At 58.7% G+C, this 17,581-nt stretch carries 18 protein-coding genes and 1 pseudogene; 13 read left to right on the top strand and 6 right to left on the bottom strand.

From position 1 onward, the window contains the following. Positions 1-287 precede the first annotated feature (287 nt). The 8 genes from rpmH (at position 288) to ACWFSR_RS14455 (ending at position 5,184) form a co-directional block, all read left to right on the top strand. Complete coding sequence (rpmH, locus tag ACWFSR_RS14490) at positions 288-425, top strand: 50S ribosomal protein L34 (protein WP_055810406.1); 138 nt, start codon at positions 288-290, stop codon at positions 423-425. A gap of 9 nt (positions 426-434) precedes the next feature. Continuing rightward, complete coding sequence (gene rnpA / locus ACWFSR_RS14485; protein WP_307784128.1) at positions 435-776, top strand: ribonuclease P protein component; 342 nt, start codon at positions 435-437, stop codon at positions 774-776. Then, positions 773-1,084 carry a membrane protein insertion efficiency factor YidD gene (gene yidD, locus ACWFSR_RS14480; protein WP_197106880.1) on the top strand — a complete coding sequence of 104 codons (312 nt, stop codon included), beginning with the start codon at positions 773-775 and terminating at the stop codon, positions 1,082-1,084. The genes rnpA and yidD overlap by 4 nt, the downstream gene beginning before the upstream one ends. A 7-nt stretch (positions 1,085-1,091) precedes the next feature. After that, positions 1,092-2,075, top strand: coding sequence for a membrane protein insertase YidC (yidC, locus tag ACWFSR_RS14475; RefSeq protein ID WP_197106879.1), 984 nt, complete (start codon positions 1,092-1,094; stop codon positions 2,073-2,075). After that, positions 2,072-2,602, top strand: coding sequence for a Jag family protein (locus tag ACWFSR_RS14470; protein ID WP_197106878.1), 531 nt, complete (start codon positions 2,072-2,074; stop codon positions 2,600-2,602). The genes yidC and ACWFSR_RS14470 overlap by 4 nt, the downstream gene beginning before the upstream one ends. A 14-nt stretch (positions 2,603-2,616) precedes the next feature. Next, complete coding sequence (gene rsmG, locus ACWFSR_RS14465; RefSeq protein WP_447522746.1) at positions 2,617-3,252, top strand: 16S rRNA (guanine(527)-N(7))-methyltransferase RsmG; 636 nt, start codon at positions 2,617-2,619, stop codon at positions 3,250-3,252. A 64-nt stretch (positions 3,253-3,316) separates the two neighbouring features. Continuing rightward, a complete protein-coding gene (locus ACWFSR_RS14460) occupies positions 3,317-4,234 on the top strand; it encodes a ParA family protein (RefSeq protein WP_307783756.1) in 918 nt (305 codons plus the stop codon). Continuing rightward, positions 4,234-5,184 (top strand): ParB/RepB/Spo0J family partition protein, encoded by a 951-nt coding sequence (locus ACWFSR_RS14455; protein ID WP_197109166.1) that lies wholly within the window; start codon positions 4,234-4,236, stop codon positions 5,182-5,184. The genes ACWFSR_RS14460 and ACWFSR_RS14455 overlap by 1 nt, the downstream gene beginning before the upstream one ends. A 1,056-nt stretch (positions 5,185-6,240) precedes the next feature. On the opposite strand, the gene ACWFSR_RS14450 is transcribed toward ACWFSR_RS14455, so the two are convergent. Next, positions 6,241-7,191 carry a D-alanine--D-alanine ligase family protein gene (locus ACWFSR_RS14450; protein WP_197109167.1) on the bottom strand — a complete coding sequence of 317 codons (951 nt, stop codon included), beginning with the start codon at positions 7,189-7,191 and terminating at the stop codon, positions 6,241-6,243. Positions 7,192-7,200: 9 nt separating this feature from the next. Continuing rightward, a complete protein-coding gene (locus ACWFSR_RS14445) occupies positions 7,201-8,505 on the bottom strand; it encodes an aminotransferase-like domain-containing protein (protein ID WP_197106874.1) in 1,305 nt (434 codons plus the stop codon). Positions 8,506-8,742: 237 nt separating this feature from the next. Between ACWFSR_RS14445 and ACWFSR_RS14440 the strand changes: the two genes are divergently transcribed. After that, positions 8,743-9,687 (top strand): oxidoreductase, encoded by a 945-nt coding sequence (locus ACWFSR_RS14440; protein WP_447522745.1) that lies wholly within the window; start codon positions 8,743-8,745, stop codon positions 9,685-9,687. A gap of 33 nt (positions 9,688-9,720) precedes the next feature. Here ACWFSR_RS14440 and trxA read toward each other — a convergent pair whose 3' ends face one another. The 4 genes from trxA to ACWFSR_RS14420 form a co-directional block, all read right to left on the bottom strand. Further along, complete coding sequence (gene trxA, locus ACWFSR_RS14435) at positions 9,721-10,047, bottom strand: thioredoxin (RefSeq protein WP_197106872.1); 327 nt, start codon at positions 10,045-10,047, stop codon at positions 9,721-9,723. Positions 10,048-10,074: 27 nt separating this feature from the next. After that, positions 10,075-11,061, bottom strand: coding sequence for a thioredoxin-disulfide reductase (gene trxB, locus ACWFSR_RS14430; protein WP_447522744.1), 987 nt, complete (start codon positions 11,059-11,061; stop codon positions 10,075-10,077). A gap of 158 nt (positions 11,062-11,219) precedes the next feature. Next, positions 11,220-12,908 (bottom strand): murein biosynthesis integral membrane protein MurJ, encoded by a 1,689-nt coding sequence (gene murJ / locus ACWFSR_RS14425; protein WP_447522743.1) that lies wholly within the window; start codon positions 12,906-12,908, stop codon positions 11,220-11,222. Beyond that, positions 12,901-14,571 carry a DUF6049 family protein gene (locus tag ACWFSR_RS14420; RefSeq protein ID WP_447522742.1) on the bottom strand — a complete coding sequence of 557 codons (1,671 nt, stop codon included), beginning with the start codon at positions 14,569-14,571 and terminating at the stop codon, positions 12,901-12,903. The genes murJ and ACWFSR_RS14420 overlap by 8 nt, the downstream gene beginning before the upstream one ends. A 124-nt stretch (positions 14,572-14,695) precedes the next feature. Here ACWFSR_RS14420 and ACWFSR_RS14415 point away from each other — a divergent pair, with 124 nt between their 5' ends. From ACWFSR_RS14415 to rpsR, 4 genes and pseudogenes are all read left to right on the top strand, one after another. After that, positions 14,696-16,123, top strand: coding sequence for a CCA tRNA nucleotidyltransferase (locus ACWFSR_RS14415; RefSeq protein WP_447522741.1), 1,428 nt, complete (start codon positions 14,696-14,698; stop codon positions 16,121-16,123). Positions 16,124-16,306: 183 nt separating this feature from the next. After that, positions 16,307-16,648 (top strand): annotated as a pseudogene (rpsF, locus tag ACWFSR_RS14410) (30S ribosomal protein S6); the annotation flags it as partial. Between the two features lie 113 nt (positions 16,649-16,761). After that, positions 16,762-17,274 carry a single-stranded DNA-binding protein gene (locus tag ACWFSR_RS14405; protein WP_197106866.1) on the top strand — a complete coding sequence of 171 codons (513 nt, stop codon included), beginning with the start codon at positions 16,762-16,764 and terminating at the stop codon, positions 17,272-17,274. Positions 17,275-17,316: 42 nt separating this feature from the next. After that, complete coding sequence (gene rpsR, locus ACWFSR_RS14400; RefSeq protein ID WP_009773575.1) at positions 17,317-17,580, top strand: 30S ribosomal protein S18; 264 nt, start codon at positions 17,317-17,319, stop codon at positions 17,578-17,580. Position 17,581: the final 1 nt, after the last annotated feature.

The raw sequence follows: 17,581 nt of genomic DNA, 5'->3' as shown, positions 1-17,581 counted from the left end.
TCTTTTCCCATCCCTTGGCAGTATTTACTCACAGGCTTATCCACTGGTGAGTACAGCTATTCTCGCTGAAATACTGCGGTCTTTTGGCCGTTGTGCACTGATAGTCATCGTAGTTGTCCACAGCATGTCGTTACCAATAAGGATGTATTCTGTGTGGATAATGCGCCGTTGCACAAAGTGTGGTTTGACCGCACCCGTTTAACGCCGTAGTTTTAATCAGTTGACTTCTGGCCCTTGGGCCTACCAATTCTTCCCGGCTGCTAGAGCTGGGCCTTGGAGATATAGCTATGAGCAAGAGAACTTTTCAGCCCAACAACCGTCGCCGCGCGAAGGTTCACGGTTTCCGTCTGCGTATGCGCACCCGCGCGGGTCGCTCGATCCTGAGCGCTCGTCGCCGCAAGGGACGCACCGAACTCTCCGCGTAATCTCGTCCGGTGCTGTCTAAGGCAAACCGTGTGGCGCTTCCGAGTGATTTTCGCTTGGCGGTGCGTCGCGGTCGTCGTTTCACAGCACCGCACTGCGTTGTCCACATTGTGAACAATGAGCGGTCTCAGAGCGTTCGCTTTGGTTTCATTGTTTCTAAAGCGGTTGGCAATGCGGTTGTACGCAATCGAGTTCGGCGTCGGCTTCGCGCTGCTGCTGCTCAGCTTCTTCCTCACGTCCAGTCGAATGTAGACATTGTGGTTCGTGCTCTGGCAGGTTCTGAGCAAGCTGAGTGCACTACGCTTCAGGCTGAGATTGCAGAAGGGATCGACCGCATCGTGGTGAAGGTATGAGTTCCGTCGTTACGTTCGCGCTGCTCATCCCGCGAAACCTCTGTGTTCTCATTTTGCGCGTCTACCGTGCAGTCATATCTCCGCTGTATGGAGACGTCTGCCGGTATTACCCGTCGTGCTCTCACTACACTCTTCAAGCTATTCAGCAGCACGGTGTTTTCCGTGGTGTGTGGCTTGGCTCTCGTCGAATCCTTCGCTGCCACCCGTGGGCAGAGGGTGGTATCGACGACATCCCGGCTCGCCGGCATGACCGCTACCAGATCACCCGGTTCGGCTTTGTTATAGCCGCAAGCCACGAAAGGGGCTAACCACTTCATGGATCTTTTTGCTTTCTTTGGCAATCTGCTTTGGCCAATCAAGTGGGTAATCGAGGCAATCCTCGTCGCCTTTCACGAAATCCTTACCTTCTTCGGAATGGATGCGGATGCCGGCCTGACCTGGGTTCTTTCGATCGTTGGTCTCGTCTTGGTTGTGCGAGCAGCATTGATTCCGGTCTTTGTGCGCCAGATCAAGAGCCAGCGTCGCATGATGGAAGTCGCGCCTCAGCTCAAGAAGATCCAGGACAAGTACAAAGGTAAGAAGGATCAGTTCTCTCGTGAGGCGATGTCTCGCGAAACGATGGCGATGTACAAGAACGCGGGAACCAACCCGTTTAGTTCGTGCCTCCCTCTTCTTCTGCAGATGCCGATCTTCTTCGGACTCTTTTCGGTGCTGCGCAACGCACAGCTCGAGGGAAACGCTCCTGGTGTTGGCCTCCTCAACGCTGAGCTCTCAGAATCCTTCGGAACCTCGTCACTGTTCGACATCGCTCCCCTGCACCTCGCGATCAGCACTGCAGAGGGCAACGTAGCCGTCATCGTCACCGCCGTCATCATGGTCATCCTGATGACCGGCTCGCAGTTCATCACCCAGCTTCAGATCATGTCGAAGAACCAGTCGGCTGAGATGAAAGCTAGTCCCATGTACCGCCAACAGCGGATCATGTTGTACCTACTCCCCCTCGTTTTCGCCTTCTCCGGGTTCACTTTCCCCTTGGGCGTCATGTTCTACTGGCTCGTTTCCAACTTCTGGACAATGGGTCAGCAGTTCCTCGTTATTCGCAATATGCCGACTCCCGGTAGTGAGGCAGCGCTCGCACGCGAGGCTCGTCTAGCGAAGCGCAATCAGCGCAAGGGAATCATTGAAGAGGCTCCCGAATCTGATTCTGGAACCGCAGTAATTGAGGAACCCAAGAATCCGCAGCGGGATCAACCCGTAAGTAAGAACCGTGCAAAGAAGAAGCAGGGAAAGAAGAAATGACGAACGTTTCTGACGTCGATACAACCGCAGTCGAGTCCGCTCCTGTGGAAGATCGCGAAGATCGCACAACTGCTCAGCTCGAAGAGGAAGGCGACATTGCCGCCGACTACATTGAGGAGCTGCTCGATATTGCGGATCTCGATGGAGACATCGAGATTGACGCCCGTGCCGGCCGCTCCTACGTCTCAGTGACGTCGAGCGAAGACACAAACCTCCGCCTCCTGTCTAAGCCTGAAACCGTCACGGCACTTCAGGAACTCACTCGCATCGCTGTGCAGAACAAGACGGGAGCATTCTCGCGTCTCATCCTGGACATCGGAGGTTCGCGTGAAGCGCGTGCTGCTGAATTGTCGAAGCTTGTAGACACGGCCGTGGAGCGTATCGAGGCTGGTGCGGATTCTGCCGCACTTCCGGCGATGTCGTCATACGAGCGCAAGCTCGTTCATGATGTCGTTGCGGAGCGTGGGTTTGTTTCGCAGTCGAGTGGTGAAGGTCGCGACCGTCACACTGTCATCACGCGTTCATAGTTTCACGTGAAACATTGACTGACGAGTTAGAGCTTGAGCGCGAGCCGGAAATAGCTGCCGAGCTGTTTGGCGATCGCATTGATGTCGCGCGCGCCTATACGGAGAGCCTTGCTCTTCGAGGTGAGGAGCTTGGACTCATTGGTCCGCTTGAGGTGCCTCGTCTGTGGACGCGACACATCGTTAACTGTGTACTCGTCGCTCCCCTGCTCCGTCCAGGGCTTGTGGGAGACATAGGTAGTGGCGCCGGTCTTCCGGGTCTTGTTCTCGCAATTGCGCGGCCTGATGTCGAGTTCGTTTTGATTGAGCCGATGGAACGCCGGGTTGATTGGCTCAAGGCAGAGTCTGAACGTCTCGGCCTATCCAACGTTGTAGTCGATCGTTCTCGTTCACAAGATGCTCCGTATGCTGAGGCTTTAACTCAGATTACTGCTCGCGCGGTCACTGCTCTTTCTAAGCTCATCCCCTCAACCGAACACCTTCTTGCGCCCGGCGGCGAGATGGTCTTCATGAAGGGTGCCCGCATCGATGAAGAGATTGAAGCTGCTGCCAAGGCGATTCGCAAGGCTCGACTCAAGGATGTTGAGTCACTTGTTCTCGGTGAAGGGATTACCCCCGAGATCACTAGGGTCTTTCGGGCTAGAGTGGACTGATTCGGCCACGCTCTGAGCTGCCTCCAGTCCTACCTATTGTCACCACCCCGAGAGAAAGTTTCACGTGAAACATCCCGAAAGCGAAGTCAACGAACAAGGCAAGTCGTTCGATGAAACCACGCCGCTTGCGCGGGAGATCGCGGATCTGACTCGCCGTCGCGAGGCAGTAGCCTCTGCTTCACTCCCCCTCCCGGAGAAGCCCCGGGTATTTACCGTGGCAAACCAAAAGGGGGGCGTCGGAAAGACAACCTCTACGGTCAACCTTGCTGCTGCTCTCGCCCGCACCGGCGCTCGAGTCCTAGTGATCGACCTCGATCCGCAAGGAAACGCGTCTACTGCTGTCGGCGTTGAGCATCGTTCTGAGACTCCCAGCGTCTACGACGTCATGATCAACGACGTTCCGATGGCGGATGTCGTGCAGAAGAGCCCGGAATTCAACGCGCTCTACTGCGTTCCCGCCACGATTCATCTCGCCGGCGCAGAGATCGAGCTCGTCTCTCTCGTCGCTCGCGAACAACGCCTTCGTTCTGCGCTCGATGCTTTTCTTGCGGAGACGCCAGAACCGTTCCACTATGTGTTTATCGATTGTCCGCCGTCGCTCGGTCTTCTCACGATCAACGCTTTCGTGGCCGCGCAAGAGGTCCTCATTCCGATCCAGTGTGAGTACTACGCGCTTGAGGGTCTGAGTCAGTTGCTTAACAACATCAAGCTCATCGAGCGTCATTTGAACCCACGTCTTCGGGTCTCGACGATTCTGATGACGATGTACGACTCCCGCACTAATCTTGCCAACCAGGTGGTTGACGATGTGCGCCAACACTTCCCCAAGCAGGTGTTGACCACTGTTATCCCTCGCTCGGTGCGCATTTCTGAAGCACCCAGCTACGGGCAAAGCGTCATTAGTTATGACCAGAACTCCCCCGGATCGCTCTCCTATCTTGAAGCAGCGGCCGAGATTGCTTATCGAGGAGCACGCAAATAATGGCAGCACCAAAACGTACTGGTCTTGGTCGGGGTATCGGCGCGCTTATCCCCTCGTCGGATGAGAACGAAGAACGCCCCGTCGACGTCTTTTTCCCGGGTGGGGAACTGACACCCGAAAAACTTCGGTCGGTTCCTGGCGCTCGGCTAGCGAGCCTCTCCCCTCTTGATATCGTTCCCAACTCTCGCCAGCCGCGTACTGAGTTCCGTCAAGAGGAACTCGAGGAGCTGATCGTCTCGATCCGCGAAATCGGTGTTCTCCAACCGATCGTGGTGCGCCCCGTCGTTGGTGCTCTTGAGGGTCAGCCTCAGTACGAACTCATCATGGGTGAACGTCGACTTCGTGCGAGCAAGCACTTAGGCCTCGCCACAATTCCTGCTGTCATTAAGAGCACCGCCGACGAAGACATGCTTCGGGATGCGCTGCTCGAGAACTTGCATCGCGCTAACCTCAATCCTTTGGAAGAGGCGTCGGCTTACCAGCAACTTTTGGCCGACTTCGGCATCACGCAGGAGCAGTTGGGCGAACGCATTGGTCGCTCGCGCCCCCAAATCACTAACACTTTGCGTCTTTTGCGCCTTCCAGAAAGCGTTCAGCGCCGCGTTGCCGCCGGAGTGTTGTCCGCGGGACACGCTCGAGCGCTCCTATCGCTTCCTGACAACGCCGGAATGGAGCGTTTGGCAGAGAAAATCGTCAATGAAGAGCTCTCCGTTCGTGCTGCTGAAGCAGCTGCGGGCTCGCTCTCGACCAAACCGCCGCGCTCCAAGCCCTCCCGGGGTAAGAAGCAAGGCCATCTGGATGAGATCGCGGAGCGTCTGGGCGACCGTCTCAACACTCGTGTGAAGGTGTCGCTTGGTGCCAGCAAAGGCCAGGTCGTTATCGACTTCGCAACTGTGGCGGATCTAAATCGAATCCTCGAAGAACTCGGCGACACCGGCTTCAACTCTTAGCCAGCTCCTCGTCAGCCGACCCCGAACGCGAGGTCTTCTTGATCCGGGATTTTTTGGTTCCGGTTGCCTCAGTTTCGTGAGAACACTAGGTTCGCGGGCACAATCGCTAAACTTTTCTAGTTCTAGTTCTAGTTCTAGTTCTAGTTCTAGTTCTAGTTCTAGTTCTAGTTCTAGTTCTAGTTCTAGTTCTAGTTCTAGTTCTAGTTCTAGTTCTAGTTCTAGTTCTAGTTCTAGTTCTAGTTCTAGTTCTAGTTCTAGTTCTAGTTCGAGCCCGCTGATGGCGCTCGCGCTGTAGAAGCTGATCCCTGCTCTGTGCATCGGTACGAGCTGTGTGAGTAGTAGTTGATCGACTCTGGGTTGCAGCAGTGGGATTGAGTGTCGCCGCGCGCAGCCCATGCGTGGGGTGTGGTCACTCCCCCGCAAACCATTGGACGCGCGGGAACTGGAGCGGGAGTCACGGCCTGCCCCTGATAGCCCTTGTATGCCAAGGGTGGTTCTCGGGACTTTCCGCTCGGGCCGCGCAAGTGGGACTGCCGGCCGCTGCGCCCCGTCGACGATTGGGCCCTCACCTCGGTTCAGGAACCCTATTGCTCTCGTTCGAAGGGCGAGCGCCTGAAAGGATCGCCCTCGCGCTGATTGGGAAGCGATTGTTCCACGTGAAACATTGACCGGGGCTTTGGCTCGCCCTGTCGTCGGGTCTCTATGTTTCACGTGAAACTGTGGCACTGGCACTGGCACTGGCACTGGCACTGGCTGCGGCTGCGGAAACGGGACCAGCACCAGAAACGGAAACGGAAGCGGAAACGGAAACGGAAACGGATCTGTAAAGCTAGGAGCCCGAACCGGCTAGTTGCGGATGTTCCACGTGAAACATTGGGCAACCGGGAGGCATTTAGCGACAGAATCTTCTCCGCTGGGCCACCCGGTGCCCCAGCGGATCATTGCTCCGCCGTTTGTTGGACGGACGAATGATTGCCCGAAAACGGCGCGAACCAAGTCGACGACGCGTTGTACAGAAGGCGGGACCGCTCCCCCGGCGAAGGCGAAAGCGGCTGCTTAGCCCTCCATCGCGATGTCGGCGAGAGCAGCGTAAACCCAGCCCAGGTCATGTCCCGCAGCGACAAGGGCTTGAGGAAGGATGGAGGTCTCGGTGAGGCCGGGCAACACATTCGCCTCGAGGAACCAGGGCGTGCCTGCGCCATCTACGATGAGATCTACCCGTGACAGGTGACGAAGTCCGAGCGCGGAGTGGGCTGCGAGAGCGGCTTCGGCTGCACGATCGGCTTCACCATCGCTGATTCTGGCCGGGGTGTAAAAGCGCGTCTGACCAGCATTATAGCGAGCCTCGAAAGTGTAGGCGCCATCGACTGGTTCGATCTCGACGGCGGGCAGAGCAACTGGACCCATGCCGCTGTCGAGAATTCCGATGGCAATCTCGACACCGGTAATGCGTTGCTCGATGAGAGCCACGTCGCAGTAGTTGTAGGCGTTGACCATCGCCTGCGGAAGGTCTGAACGGTCGGTCACGATCGAGACACCCTGAGCGGAACCACCCTGAGCGGGCTTCACGACGAGGTCACCCGAGAGTTCATCGGCGAGCTCATCGAGAATGCTGTGGGCGCCGAGTTCACGGAAGGAATCACGGGACAACGCAATCGAGAGCGGCGTGCGTACTCCGACACGGGAAACGAGCGCCTTGGCGGTCGGCTTGTCCCAGGCGAGGCGGGCGGCATCCGCGCGGGAGCCGACATACGGAATGCCGATGAGATCGAGAAGACCACGCAGAGCACCATCCTCACCGCTGGCGCCATGCAGGGCTGGCCACACGACATCCGGCTTCGATTCGCGAATGTAAGGGAGCAATGTGGCATCCGGGTCGCGCAGCTCAACGATCTTGCCCTGAGCGCGCAATCCGTCGGCAACACGGCGACCGGACCGGAGGGAAACGTCGCGCTCGTGCGAGATTCCGCCGGCAAGAACGAGAACGCGGGTGGGTGAATCGTTCATGAGGGGGTCCTAGCTGAGGTTGGCTGGAGGGTTGATCATCGACGGTGTGGGAGGCACAACCGTGAGAGGGGCTGTCTGCGAGAACGTGCTGAGCAACTCAAGCTCTCCGTTGATCACAGTGGAGAGCCGACGAATACCCTCACGGATGAAGTCAGGGGTTGGATAACAGAACGACAAACGCATGTTGCTGCGCCCGTTTCCATCCGCGTAGAAGGCCGTACCTGGCGTGTAGGCCACTAACTCCTTGACCGCACGGGGCAACATCGACTTTGAGTCAAGGTTGTCGGGAAGCGTGACCCAGATGTAGAAGCCACCGTTGGGCACAGTCCACTCGAGGTCGGGTAGATAGTCGTCGAGAGCATCCAACATGGCATCGCGGCGTTCGCGGTAGACACCACGGAAGGTATCGATCTGCCCCTTCCAGTCAGAGACATTCATGTATTCGCTAATGATGTTCTGAGTGAAGGAACTCGGTGACAACACAGCCGCCTCGTTCGCTAAGATGAGTTTCTCTCTAATTGCGTGCGGCGCGAGCACCCAACCAACCCGAAAACCGGGGGCGAGAGTCTTCGAGAACGTGCCCAAGTACACGACACCGTCTTCTTCGACGGAACGCATCGCATGCGGCGGCGGACCATCGAAATAGAGGAGACCGTAAGGATTGTCCTCGAGCACCAGAATGCCGTTTTCCCGGGCAATCTCCAACACTTCGAGGCGTCGCTCCCAGCTGAGAGTGACTCCAGCGGGGTTGCTGAAGGTCGGAACGGTGTACAAGAACTTGATGGTCTTGCCCGCGGCGCGCACCGAGGCAATATGAGCCCGCAGTGAATCGGGAACGAGCCCGAACTCATCCATCTCAACGTGCGTTATCTCTGCCTGGAATGATTTGAAAACGACCATTGCCGTGACATAGCTGGGGCCCTCGGCAATGACGACATCGCCGGGATTGATGAAGAGCTTCGTGACGAGCTCGAGGGCGTGCTGAGAACCGGTGGTGACGACAACGTCATCCACGCTGGCGCGGATGCCCTCGAGGGCCATCACTTCAAGGATTTGTTCGCGAAGCGCAGGCAATCCTTGGCCGGAACCATACTGAAGTGCCGCCGGACCGCGATCGCGCATGACGCGATCGATGGACTCGGTGATGAGGTCTTGAGGCAACGCTGAAACATAGGGCATACCGCCAGCGAGCGACACAACTTCGGGGCGCGAGGCCACGGCAAACAACGCTCGGACCTCAGAGGCGGCAAGGCCGGAGGCGCGATCTGCATAGTGGTCGAACCACTGGTCGAGGTTGTTTGGCTGTGTTGTCATGGGCAATCCCGTTCGGTTGACTTTAAACAATAGGCGTTTGACCCTTGGGACTCGAAACTGAGCAAGGGTTATCGGGGTATCTCGGCCAAACCAGACTCGGCTTTGCTCCGAACAACGTTCAAAGGCGATGCATAGAAACCCATGCTGAACTCATGAGGTCTGCTATCGCAGTGTGCAGAATCCGTGACAACGGCCGCATCGCGCTGGCGGCCCTCGACCATGAAATTGAGAACACTAGTGAACGCTCGCACCACATGGACCGAATCAGAGATTGGGGACCTAACCGGCACCGTTGCAATCGTGACGGGGGCAAATTCTGGGCTCGGATTCGAGACGAGCCGTGCCCTGTTGAAGGCTGGCGCGCACGTTGTCATGACGATGCGCAGCGCCGAGAAGGCCGACGCGGCCAAGCAGGCACTGCTTGACGACCTTGGTGCGGTGTCTCTCGAGACGATGCTTCTTGATCTCGCGGATCTAGAGTCCATTCGACGTTTCAGTGAGATGTTTCACGGGAAACATTCGCGCCTCGACCTCTTGGTCAACAACGCGGGAATCATGATGACGGATGCCCAACTCACGATCGATGGGTTCGAATCCCAACTTGGCACCAATCACCTGGGCCACTTCGCGTTGACTGGTCACCTGATGGATCTGATTGAGTCAACACCCGCAGCGCGCGTGGTGAGCCTTTCCAGCCTCGCTCATCGCTGGGGTTTCATGGAGTTCGGCAACCTCATGTTCCACAATGGCTCGTACACTCCCCGGGCGGCCTACGGTCGCTCCAAACTGGCTAACCTTCTCTTCGCCTACGAGCTTCAACGCCGCTTCGACGCTGCTGGGGTCGATGCGATTTCTGTGGCAGCCCATCCGGGAACTGCCGGCACAGGCCTCGCAGATCATCTCTTCAACCGTTGGTACCTGCGACCACTGAAGGCGCTGGTGTTCCTGGGGCTGCAAACACCCAAGCAAGGCGCGAGGCCGTCTCTGCGGGCAGCAACTGACCCTACAGCGCAGGGCGCCGACTTCTTCGGTCCCAGCGGCCGCAACCAACATCGGGGCGCTCCTGTGCGCGTTGAATCGAATGCAGCCTCCCATTCCCAAGTCGACGCGGCGAAGCTCTGGGCCGAATCAGAACGCCTCACGGGTGTTAACTACGAAAGCCTCCGCACACCCACCAAATAGTGGATGCCGGAGGCTTTCGACAGAGACTGAGCTTTAGGCCAAGAACTCTGCGAGGTCTGCTTCAATCGCAGGCTTCGGCTTTGCGCCGATAACGGTCTTCACGACCTCGCCGCCCTTGAAGACCTTCATCGCGGGGATGGAGGTGATCTGGTACTTCATAGCCATCTGGGGGTTGTCGTCAACGTTGAGCTTGACGATCTTGATCTTGTCGGAGTTCTCGCTGGCGATCTGGTCAAGGATCGGGCCAACTGCGCGACAGGGGCCACACCATTCAGCCCAGAAGTCCACCATGATGGTGTCCTTTGAGTTGATGACGAGTTCTTCAAAGTTGGCGTCGGTTACTTCTGTTGCTGCTGACATGACTAATTCCTTTGTTCGATGGGACGTTTAGGCGGAGACAGCTACGGGAGCTGCTGGTTCCGTGGGCTGGATTGCGCTGGCGACAAGTTCGCGGGGCAGTGATGCGAGGTAGTGCTCGGCATCGAGAGCAGCGACGGTGCCGGAGCCGGCGGCCGTTACTGCTTGGCGGTAGGTCGGGTCGATGACATCGCCGGCTGCGAAAACTCCGGTGATGTTGGTGCGAGAGGAACGACCATCCACGGCAACGGTTCCGTCGGCGTTGATGTCGAGCTGGCCGTGTACCAAGTGGGTGCGGGGGTCGGCGCCGATCGCGATGAACAACCCGCTGAGGTCAACGTGTGAGGTGGAACCATCGACGGTGTCCGTGAGATCAATGCCATCAACGAGGGTGGAACCAGTAATGCCGGTTACAGCCTTGTTCCAGAGGAACTCAATCTTCGGGTCGCTGAAAGCACGCTCCTGCATCGCCTTCGAGGCACGCAGCTCATCCTTGCGGTGAATCACGTAAACCTTTTCAGCAAACTTGGTGAGGAACGTCGCTTCTTCCATGGCCGAGTCTCCCCCACCAACGACAGCGATCGTCTTCTGGCGGAAGAAGAAACCGTCGCACGTAGCGCACCAAGAAACTCCATAACCGCTGAGGCGTTCTTCGTCGGGAAGGCCGAGCTTGCGGTAGGCAGAACCAGTCGCAAAGACAACCGCGAGTGCTTCGTGCACTTCTCCGTTGCCGAGCGTGACCTTCTTGACCTGGCCCTCAAGTTGAAGGTCAGTGACGTCGTCGAGAACAATCTCGGCGCCGAAACGTTCAGCTTGCTTCTGCATTTCCATCATGAGCTCGGGGCCCTGGATGCCGTTGGCAAAGCCGGGGTAGTTCTCGATCTCGGTGGTCTTCATGAGCTCGCCACCGGCCTCAACAGAGCTCGCAATGACGAGTGGCGCAAGGTTTGCGCGCGCCGCGTAAATCGCAGCGGTGTACCCAGCTGGGCCGGATCCGATGATGATGAGTTGGCGCACTTTTCGTGTCTCCTTGGGATTGTGATTACCCGGTTCAACACATCCTAGCCACGGAGTATTCCGAGTGGCTGGGGCGTGCGGGGCTAACACCAAAGAGTTCGGAACCCTGTCACTTTGAGTTCGCCTTCTCACAGCAAAACTATGGGAGGGGCGGGCTGCTAGCGGCGGCGCAGCCGCGACAGGATCGGGCGAATGAAGGCGAAGAATTCGTCGTTCTTGGTGAGAGCGAGGGTGGCGGAGTAGACCGCGAGCATCGCGGTTCCCGCCAGCGCGATCGAAGCGAAACCACCAGCGAAGCCGGCGACAACGAACGAGCCTTCACTGAATCCGCCCAGCAACATGAGGATGCCGAGACCCACAGCAGCGGCCGGAATCATGGCGGTGGCGAACCACAGCAGGCGGCGCAGCAGCGGAAGCAGTTCGAAGCCCGGCACGCGCTTGCGAATCACGAATAGAGCCACCGTGGTCTGAATCGTGCCGGAGATCGTGATCGCGGTCGCGAGGCCCATCGCAATCCGTTCCACGGGGAGCGTGGAGACGAAGAGGGCTCCAGAAATGTAGAGAACCACTTGGAAGCTCTGCAGGAAGAACGGGGTGCGGGTGTCTTCGAAGGAGTAAAACACTCGCTGAAGCACGTACATCATGCTGAACGGCACGAGACCGACGAGATAAATCATGAGCACGCCCGCCAACGAGACAACTTGCTTGTGGTCGTTGGCGAAGAGAGCACTAAACGGATAGGCGACGACAATGAGGCCGATTGCTGCGAATACCAGCAGCATCAGGATGGAGCGCAGCGCGCCGGAGACATCGGTGCGCATTGAGACGAGGTCTTTGTCTCTCGCATGCCCACTCATCCGGGTGAAGTAAGCCATTCCGATCGAGACGGCGATTACTGAGTGCGGGAGCATAAAAATGAGCCAGGCGGTGCCCATGGCGAAGACGGAAGCGCTGCCCGACGCGAGCGATGCAACGTTCGTTTCCACGACAGCGCCGACCTGCGTGACCAAGATCATGCCGAAGGTCCACGCGGCGGCTTTGCCTGCAGTGCCCAGGCCGACGCCTCGCCATCGGAACTCGGGACGGTAGCGCAGACCAGCCCGGTGCCAAAAATAGCCCAGCAGGGTTGCCTGCACGATGATGCCGAGTGTTGCACTGCCGGCAAGAACCGCAATCATGTCGGGAGTCCACGCCGACGACGGCAGTCCATCGGCGCTGCCAAATATGAACTGGAAGACGATGAGGCCAGCGACCATGACGACGTTATTGGCGACGGGAGCCCACGTGAAGGGGCCAAATTTTCCGCGAGCGTTCAGCACCTCACCGAAGAGTGAATAGAGCGCATAGAAGAGAATCTGAGGCAGGCACCAGTAGGCGAAGGCCGTTGCGAGGGCGACCTCGTCAGGCCCGAACTTAGCGCTGGTTTGGGTGTAGAGGTCGACCAAGAGCGGAGCACTGAAAGTGGCCGCGACCGTAACCAGCACAAAGATAACGATGCCTAGCGTGACGAGGCGGTTGATGAACTTCTGGCCGCCGTCCTTGTGAAGGGCCGCCCGCACGATTTGGGGCACGATGACCGCGCTCAACATGCCACCCGCCACAATCGCGTACACACTCTTAGGTAGCTGATTCGCGATGCCGTAGGCATCAGCACCGGTTCCGATTATGCCGAGCGTGCTTGCAAGCAGCACTGCACTCAGGAAGCCCAGGATGCGCGAGACGAAGGTACCGGACGCCAGAAGCGCACTCGCCCGACCGATGCTCGCTGTTTGGGGGGTGGGGAGCCCCAACGAGGCGCTGGGGATGCCTGGCTCGGGCTCGGCTTCGGGACCGGGCTGGTTAGTCATTGACAGGCTTTCTGCGACGAACGATGCTGCGGACAAAGCCGACGGTAAAGATGACGACGACGACAGCGCCGAAGGCCAGCACGAGCGGGGTCTCCCAGCCAGCCTGCACGTTGATCTCGCTGACTGTTGTGGAGCCAACGCTGAGGCCGGTGCTGCTGGTGAGACTGATCTCGACATCCACAACACCGTTCGACAGCGACTGCACAGGAACCTCGCCCTTGGCTTGCGAGTTCGCTTCAATCGTCAGTTCTACGCGGCCGTCCCCCACGGCCAAGAGGCCGGTGCGCGGATCAACCGTGATGTAGACGGTGACGGCCTGGTCGAGGTTGTTGCTCACGGAGACGGGGAGGAAGCCGTTGTCGGCCACGAGGAGGAAATTGCTGGCTTCCACGACGGTCACCGAGGTGCGTAGGTCGCGGGAATCAACGAGGAAGCGGTTGACCTCGGTGAGCCAGTCAGCGGGGTCCTCGGTTTCCACCGTGCCAAGTACATCGAGCAACTCGAGCCGGCGTTCGGCAACAAGGGCTTCAGGGTCAGCGGCGATGGAGAAGAAGGTTCGTTCCGCTCGTGCGGCCGTGAACACGCGAGAAACGTCAGTAATGCGCGATTCGGACTGAGGCATGTCGTTGATCGTTGCCGTGACCGCTGGTGTCGACGCGAGTTCGGTGAGCGTGACCATCGTGATTGACGGGCTTGCCGTCATGGTGGCGAGAGCAGCGTCTAACCTCGCCGAGCTCAGCTCGAGTGAGTGGTCGATAGCGATGAGAACGGATGCGGTGCCCGCCGTTTGTGCTGCTCCGGCGTTGAGCACCGCTTCGCTGAGGGCGGTATCGGCCGCGGTGACGTCGCGGTCGACGGTAGAGCCGAGGGCATCATCCATTGCTGCTGAGGCGGTTGCGTCGGCGACGAGAGCAGCAACACCATCGATGGTGGTTACTGAGCCAGCGCCGGCCGGTCGAGACACATTCGTCGACGAGAGCACGATGGTGCTGTAGCCACGTTCAGTAAAGGCGGCGAGGTCGCTGGCAACAACAGTGTCAGTGCGGGGCCGAAGAAAACCATCGATCGCGTAGTCCCAGGAGAGCAGATTTTCTGTTGTTGGGTACGCGGGCACTGCGTTGGGGTCGTCGTCCATCGGATCAGACGTCTGCGTTGGCGCAGGGGTCGACTCTTCAACGGCGGCAAAGTTGGCCGCATTCAGTGCGAAATCGAATGAGATCGGCTCCAGAGTGGCGCCCACCTCCGACTGAGTCGCCAGCGTGACATCCGCGTTGGCATAGGGCAAAGGAACGAGCTCATTGCTGATGAGCGAAAGCCGCTCAAGCCATTCCCGCGCAGAGTCGGGGGCGCTCGTGCCCAGAACGCGAATGGAGGCCACAATCATGGGGTCAATGGCAATCGCGACAGGCTTGCCTGCCATGGCATCCAATTGGCGCGTGAGCAGACCGAGAGGTTCGGTGTAGTCGGCGAGAGTGTCGGCATCAAGAAGGCCGCCGTTGTCGCTGGGAACCGTTAGTGGTGCGATCACGGCAACATTGGTCGCAGCGGATGCCGTCGTCAGCGCCGGAGCATCGGTGACAGTGGGCGCGGCGCTGGCTCCGCTCGCGGCAAGAGTAAGCCCGAGACCGAGCGCCAGGGCGGCACTAAAGACTCTTATAGGCAAGGGACTACCCCGTACTCTCGCGTGGCCAGCATGGTGTGAGTTTATTCGTCCTTGTCTGAATGGTGGGTGCTTTGCGCGGTTGGGGACAAATTGCACTCGGCGCTCGTGCGAAACTAGTCGCATCATGGAGAGTGTTGCCCACGCGATCGAGAGTCTCGGACAGCTTGCCGACTCTAAACCCGTAGCCACCTTATCGGCGCGCTTCGCTGCCGAAGGATTCGAACTCGCCCTTGTGGGTGGTCCGGTGCGGGATGCGTTCTTGGGCCGCAAGGTCACGGACCTCGATTTTGCGACCAATGCCACCCCTGACGACATCATGCGCATGGTGAAGCCGATTTCCGAGGCCCAGTGGGATATCGGTCGGGACTTTGGCACGATCGCTGCCCGCATCGACGGTGAGACGGTTGAAATCACGACGTACCGTGCCGATAGCTATGACGGTGCAACTCGCAAGCCCGTTGTCGCGTTCGGTGATTCGCTCGAGAAGGATTTAGAGCGTCGCGACTTCAGCGTCAACGCGATGGCCCTTCGGCTGCCTGAGCGCGTGCTCGTTGACCCGTGGGGTGGTGTCGAACATCTGCTCAGTAAGACGCTGACCACTCCTGGCTCCCCCGAGGTTTCATTTGGTGATGACCCGCTGCGGATGATGCGTGCCGCCCGCTTTACGTCCCAGCTAGGTTTCACGGTCTCCCCCGCGACTGTCGCGGCGATGAAGCAGCTCGCTCCGCGCCTCGACATCGTGAGTGTTGAGCGGGTGAGCGATGAGCTGACAAAACTGTTGAAGACGGATGACCCGGTGCCGGGCATCCGCCTCATGGTCGAAACAGGTCTCGCCGACCAGGTGCTGCCTGAGGTCCCCGCCTTGAAGCTTGAAGTGGATGAGCATGCTCACCACAAGGACGTCTACGAACACTCCCTCACCGTGTTGCGTCAGGCGATCGATCTCGAGAAGAGTCGCCCCGGCATTGAAAGCCCCGACCTGATCCTGCGTCTTGCCGCGTTGCTGCACGACATTGGCAAGCCATCGACCCGCAAGATCGAGCGCGGTGGCGTCGTCACTTTCCACCACCACGATGTTGTGGGTGCGAAGCTCGCGACGAAGCGTCTGCGCGCACTGCGCTTTGACAAGGAGACCATCACCTCGGTGGCGCGCCTTATTGAATTGCATCTGCGGTTCTTTGGCTACACCGAGGGTGCCTGGACTGATTCGGCCGTGCGCCGTTACGTTCGGGATGCCGGTGACCAACTTGAGCGTCTTCACATCATTACGCGGGCGGATGTCACCACGCGCAATGTGCGCAAGGCCGACCGACTGTCATTTGCGTACGACGATCTCGAAGACCGCATTGCGGCTATCGCTGAGGCAGAGGGAGTCGCTGCAGTTCGTCCCGATCTCGATGGAGAGCAGATCATGGCGATCCTGGGCCTCAAACCCAGTCGCGATGTGGGCGAGGCGTACAAATTCTTGCTCGACCTGCGTCTTGATGAAGGACCGCTCGGCGATGAGGAAGCAGAAGAGCGTTTGCGAGCCTGGTGGGCTGCGCGCCAGTAGACGCCCGCTAGCGAAAGCGGCTTTTCTTCTCGCCTTGAGTATTGGGGCGCCAAGCAACTACACTGGGCAGGTTGTCTGACTGCCCTTAGGCAGTTCGATGAACGTCAACACCCTCCTGTTACAGACCGTCTGTAACCGTTTAAGTCCGAAGGAGGTGGGTTTGTGACGCATCAGTACGAACTCATGGTCATCCTCGATCCAGAGATCGACGAACGCACCGTGGCTCCCAGTCTCGACAAGTTCCTCAATGTCATCCGCAATGACGGTGGCACCATCGATAACATCGATATTTGGGGTCGCCGTCGTTTGGCCTACGAGATCAACAAGAAGACCGAAGGCATCTACGCCGTCGTCAACTTCACCGCAGAGAGCAAGTCAACAGACGAGCTCGACCGCCAACTCTCACTCAGCGAAGCTGTCATGCGCACCAAGGTGCTGCGTGCAGAAGCTGGGTTCGCTCAGGTAGCTGCTGCCAAGAAGGTTGCTGAAGAGAAGGCCGCCCGCAAGGCTGCTGCTCCAGCAAAGACTCCTGCAGCCGCAACCAAGGCTCCTGCTGACGAAGCTAAGGCTGCTCCGGCACCTGCCGCTCCTTCTGCTCCTGCTGACGAAGCCAAGGCTGAAGCGGAAGCTAAGTAACCGTGGCCGGCGAAACAGTCATTACGGTCGTGGGGAACCTCACGGCAGACCCCGAACTGCGTTACACGCAGGGCGGACTTGCCGTAGCTAACTTCACCATTGCCTCTACGCCGCGCACCTTCGATCGAGCATCCAACGAGTGGAAAGACGGAGAAGCACTTTTCCTCCGCGCTTCCTGCTGGCGTGAATTCGCCGAGCATGTTGCCAGCTCACTGACCAAGGGAACCCGCGTTGTTGCGCAGGGTCGTCTTCGTCAGCGTTCCTACGAAACCAAAGAGGGCGAAAAGCGCACGAGCATGGAACTGGAGATCGACGAAATCGGTCCCAGCCTCCGTTATGCAACGACGCAGATCACCCGCGCCCCCCGTGACAGCTCGGCCCCTCGTGGAGTCCAGCAGAACAACGGCGGCGGCGGCCAGGCAAAGGAAGAGCCGTGGGCAGCTAGCGCTCCTGCAGCCTCATCCGGCGATGTATGGAACACCCCTGGTAACTACTCCGACGAGACGCCTTTCTAGGCACTCGACGATCAGTCTTATTTACAGAAAGAAGTAACACTCATGGCAGGAAAGAGCAGCGGCGACCGCCGCAAGCCCATCCGCAAAGGCAAGGACGGCAAGAACGCCGCACCAGCCAAGTCGATCCGCGTAGGCGTTATCGACTACAAGGATGTCGCTACGCTTCGCAAGTTCATCTCCGAGCGTGGAAAGATCCGCGCTCGTCGTATCACCGGTGTTTCCGTTCAGGAGCAGCGTCTCATCGCCACGGCCGTCAAGAACGCCCGTGAGATGGCATTGCTGCCTTACGCCGGCGCGGGCCGTTAAG

Source organism: Salinibacterium sp. NYA9b (assembly GCF_976973725.1).
This window is presented reverse-complemented; position numbering and strand designations above follow the sequence as displayed.

Bases quoted from the DNA above. Each gene is read 5' to 3' on its own strand.
- rpmH (WP_055810406.1), top strand. From the start codon at position 288: ATGAGCAAGAGAACTTTTCAGCCCAACAACCGTCGCCGCGCGAAGGTT.
- yidD (WP_197106880.1), top strand. From the start codon at position 773: ATGAGTTCCGTCGTTACGTTCGCGCTGCTCATCCCGCGAAACCTCTGT.
- yidC (WP_197106879.1), top strand. From the start codon at position 1,092: ATGGATCTTTTTGCTTTCTTTGGCAATCTGCTTTGGCCAATCAAGTGG.
- ACWFSR_RS14470 (WP_197106878.1), top strand. From the start codon at position 2,072: ATGACGAACGTTTCTGACGTCGATACAACCGCAGTCGAGTCCGCTCCT.
- ACWFSR_RS14455 (WP_197109166.1), top strand. From the start codon at position 4,234: ATGGCAGCACCAAAACGTACTGGTCTTGGTCGGGGTATCGGCGCGCTT.
- ACWFSR_RS14450 (WP_197109167.1), bottom strand. From the start codon at position 7,191: ATGAACGATTCACCCACCCGCGTTCTCGTTCTTGCCGGCGGAATCTCG.
- ACWFSR_RS14445 (WP_197106874.1), bottom strand. From the start codon at position 8,505: ATGACAACACAGCCAAACAACCTCGACCAGTGGTTCGACCACTATGCA.
- trxA (WP_197106872.1), bottom strand. From the start codon at position 10,047: ATGTCAGCAGCAACAGAAGTAACCGACGCCAACTTTGAAGAACTCGTC.
- murJ (WP_447522743.1), bottom strand. From the start codon at position 12,908: ATGACTAACCAGCCCGGTCCCGAAGCCGAGCCCGAGCCAGGCATCCCC.
- ACWFSR_RS14415 (WP_447522741.1), top strand. From the start codon at position 14,696: ATGGAGAGTGTTGCCCACGCGATCGAGAGTCTCGGACAGCTTGCCGAC.
- rpsR (WP_009773575.1), top strand. From the start codon at position 17,317: ATGGCAGGAAAGAGCAGCGGCGACCGCCGCAAGCCCATCCGCAAAGGC.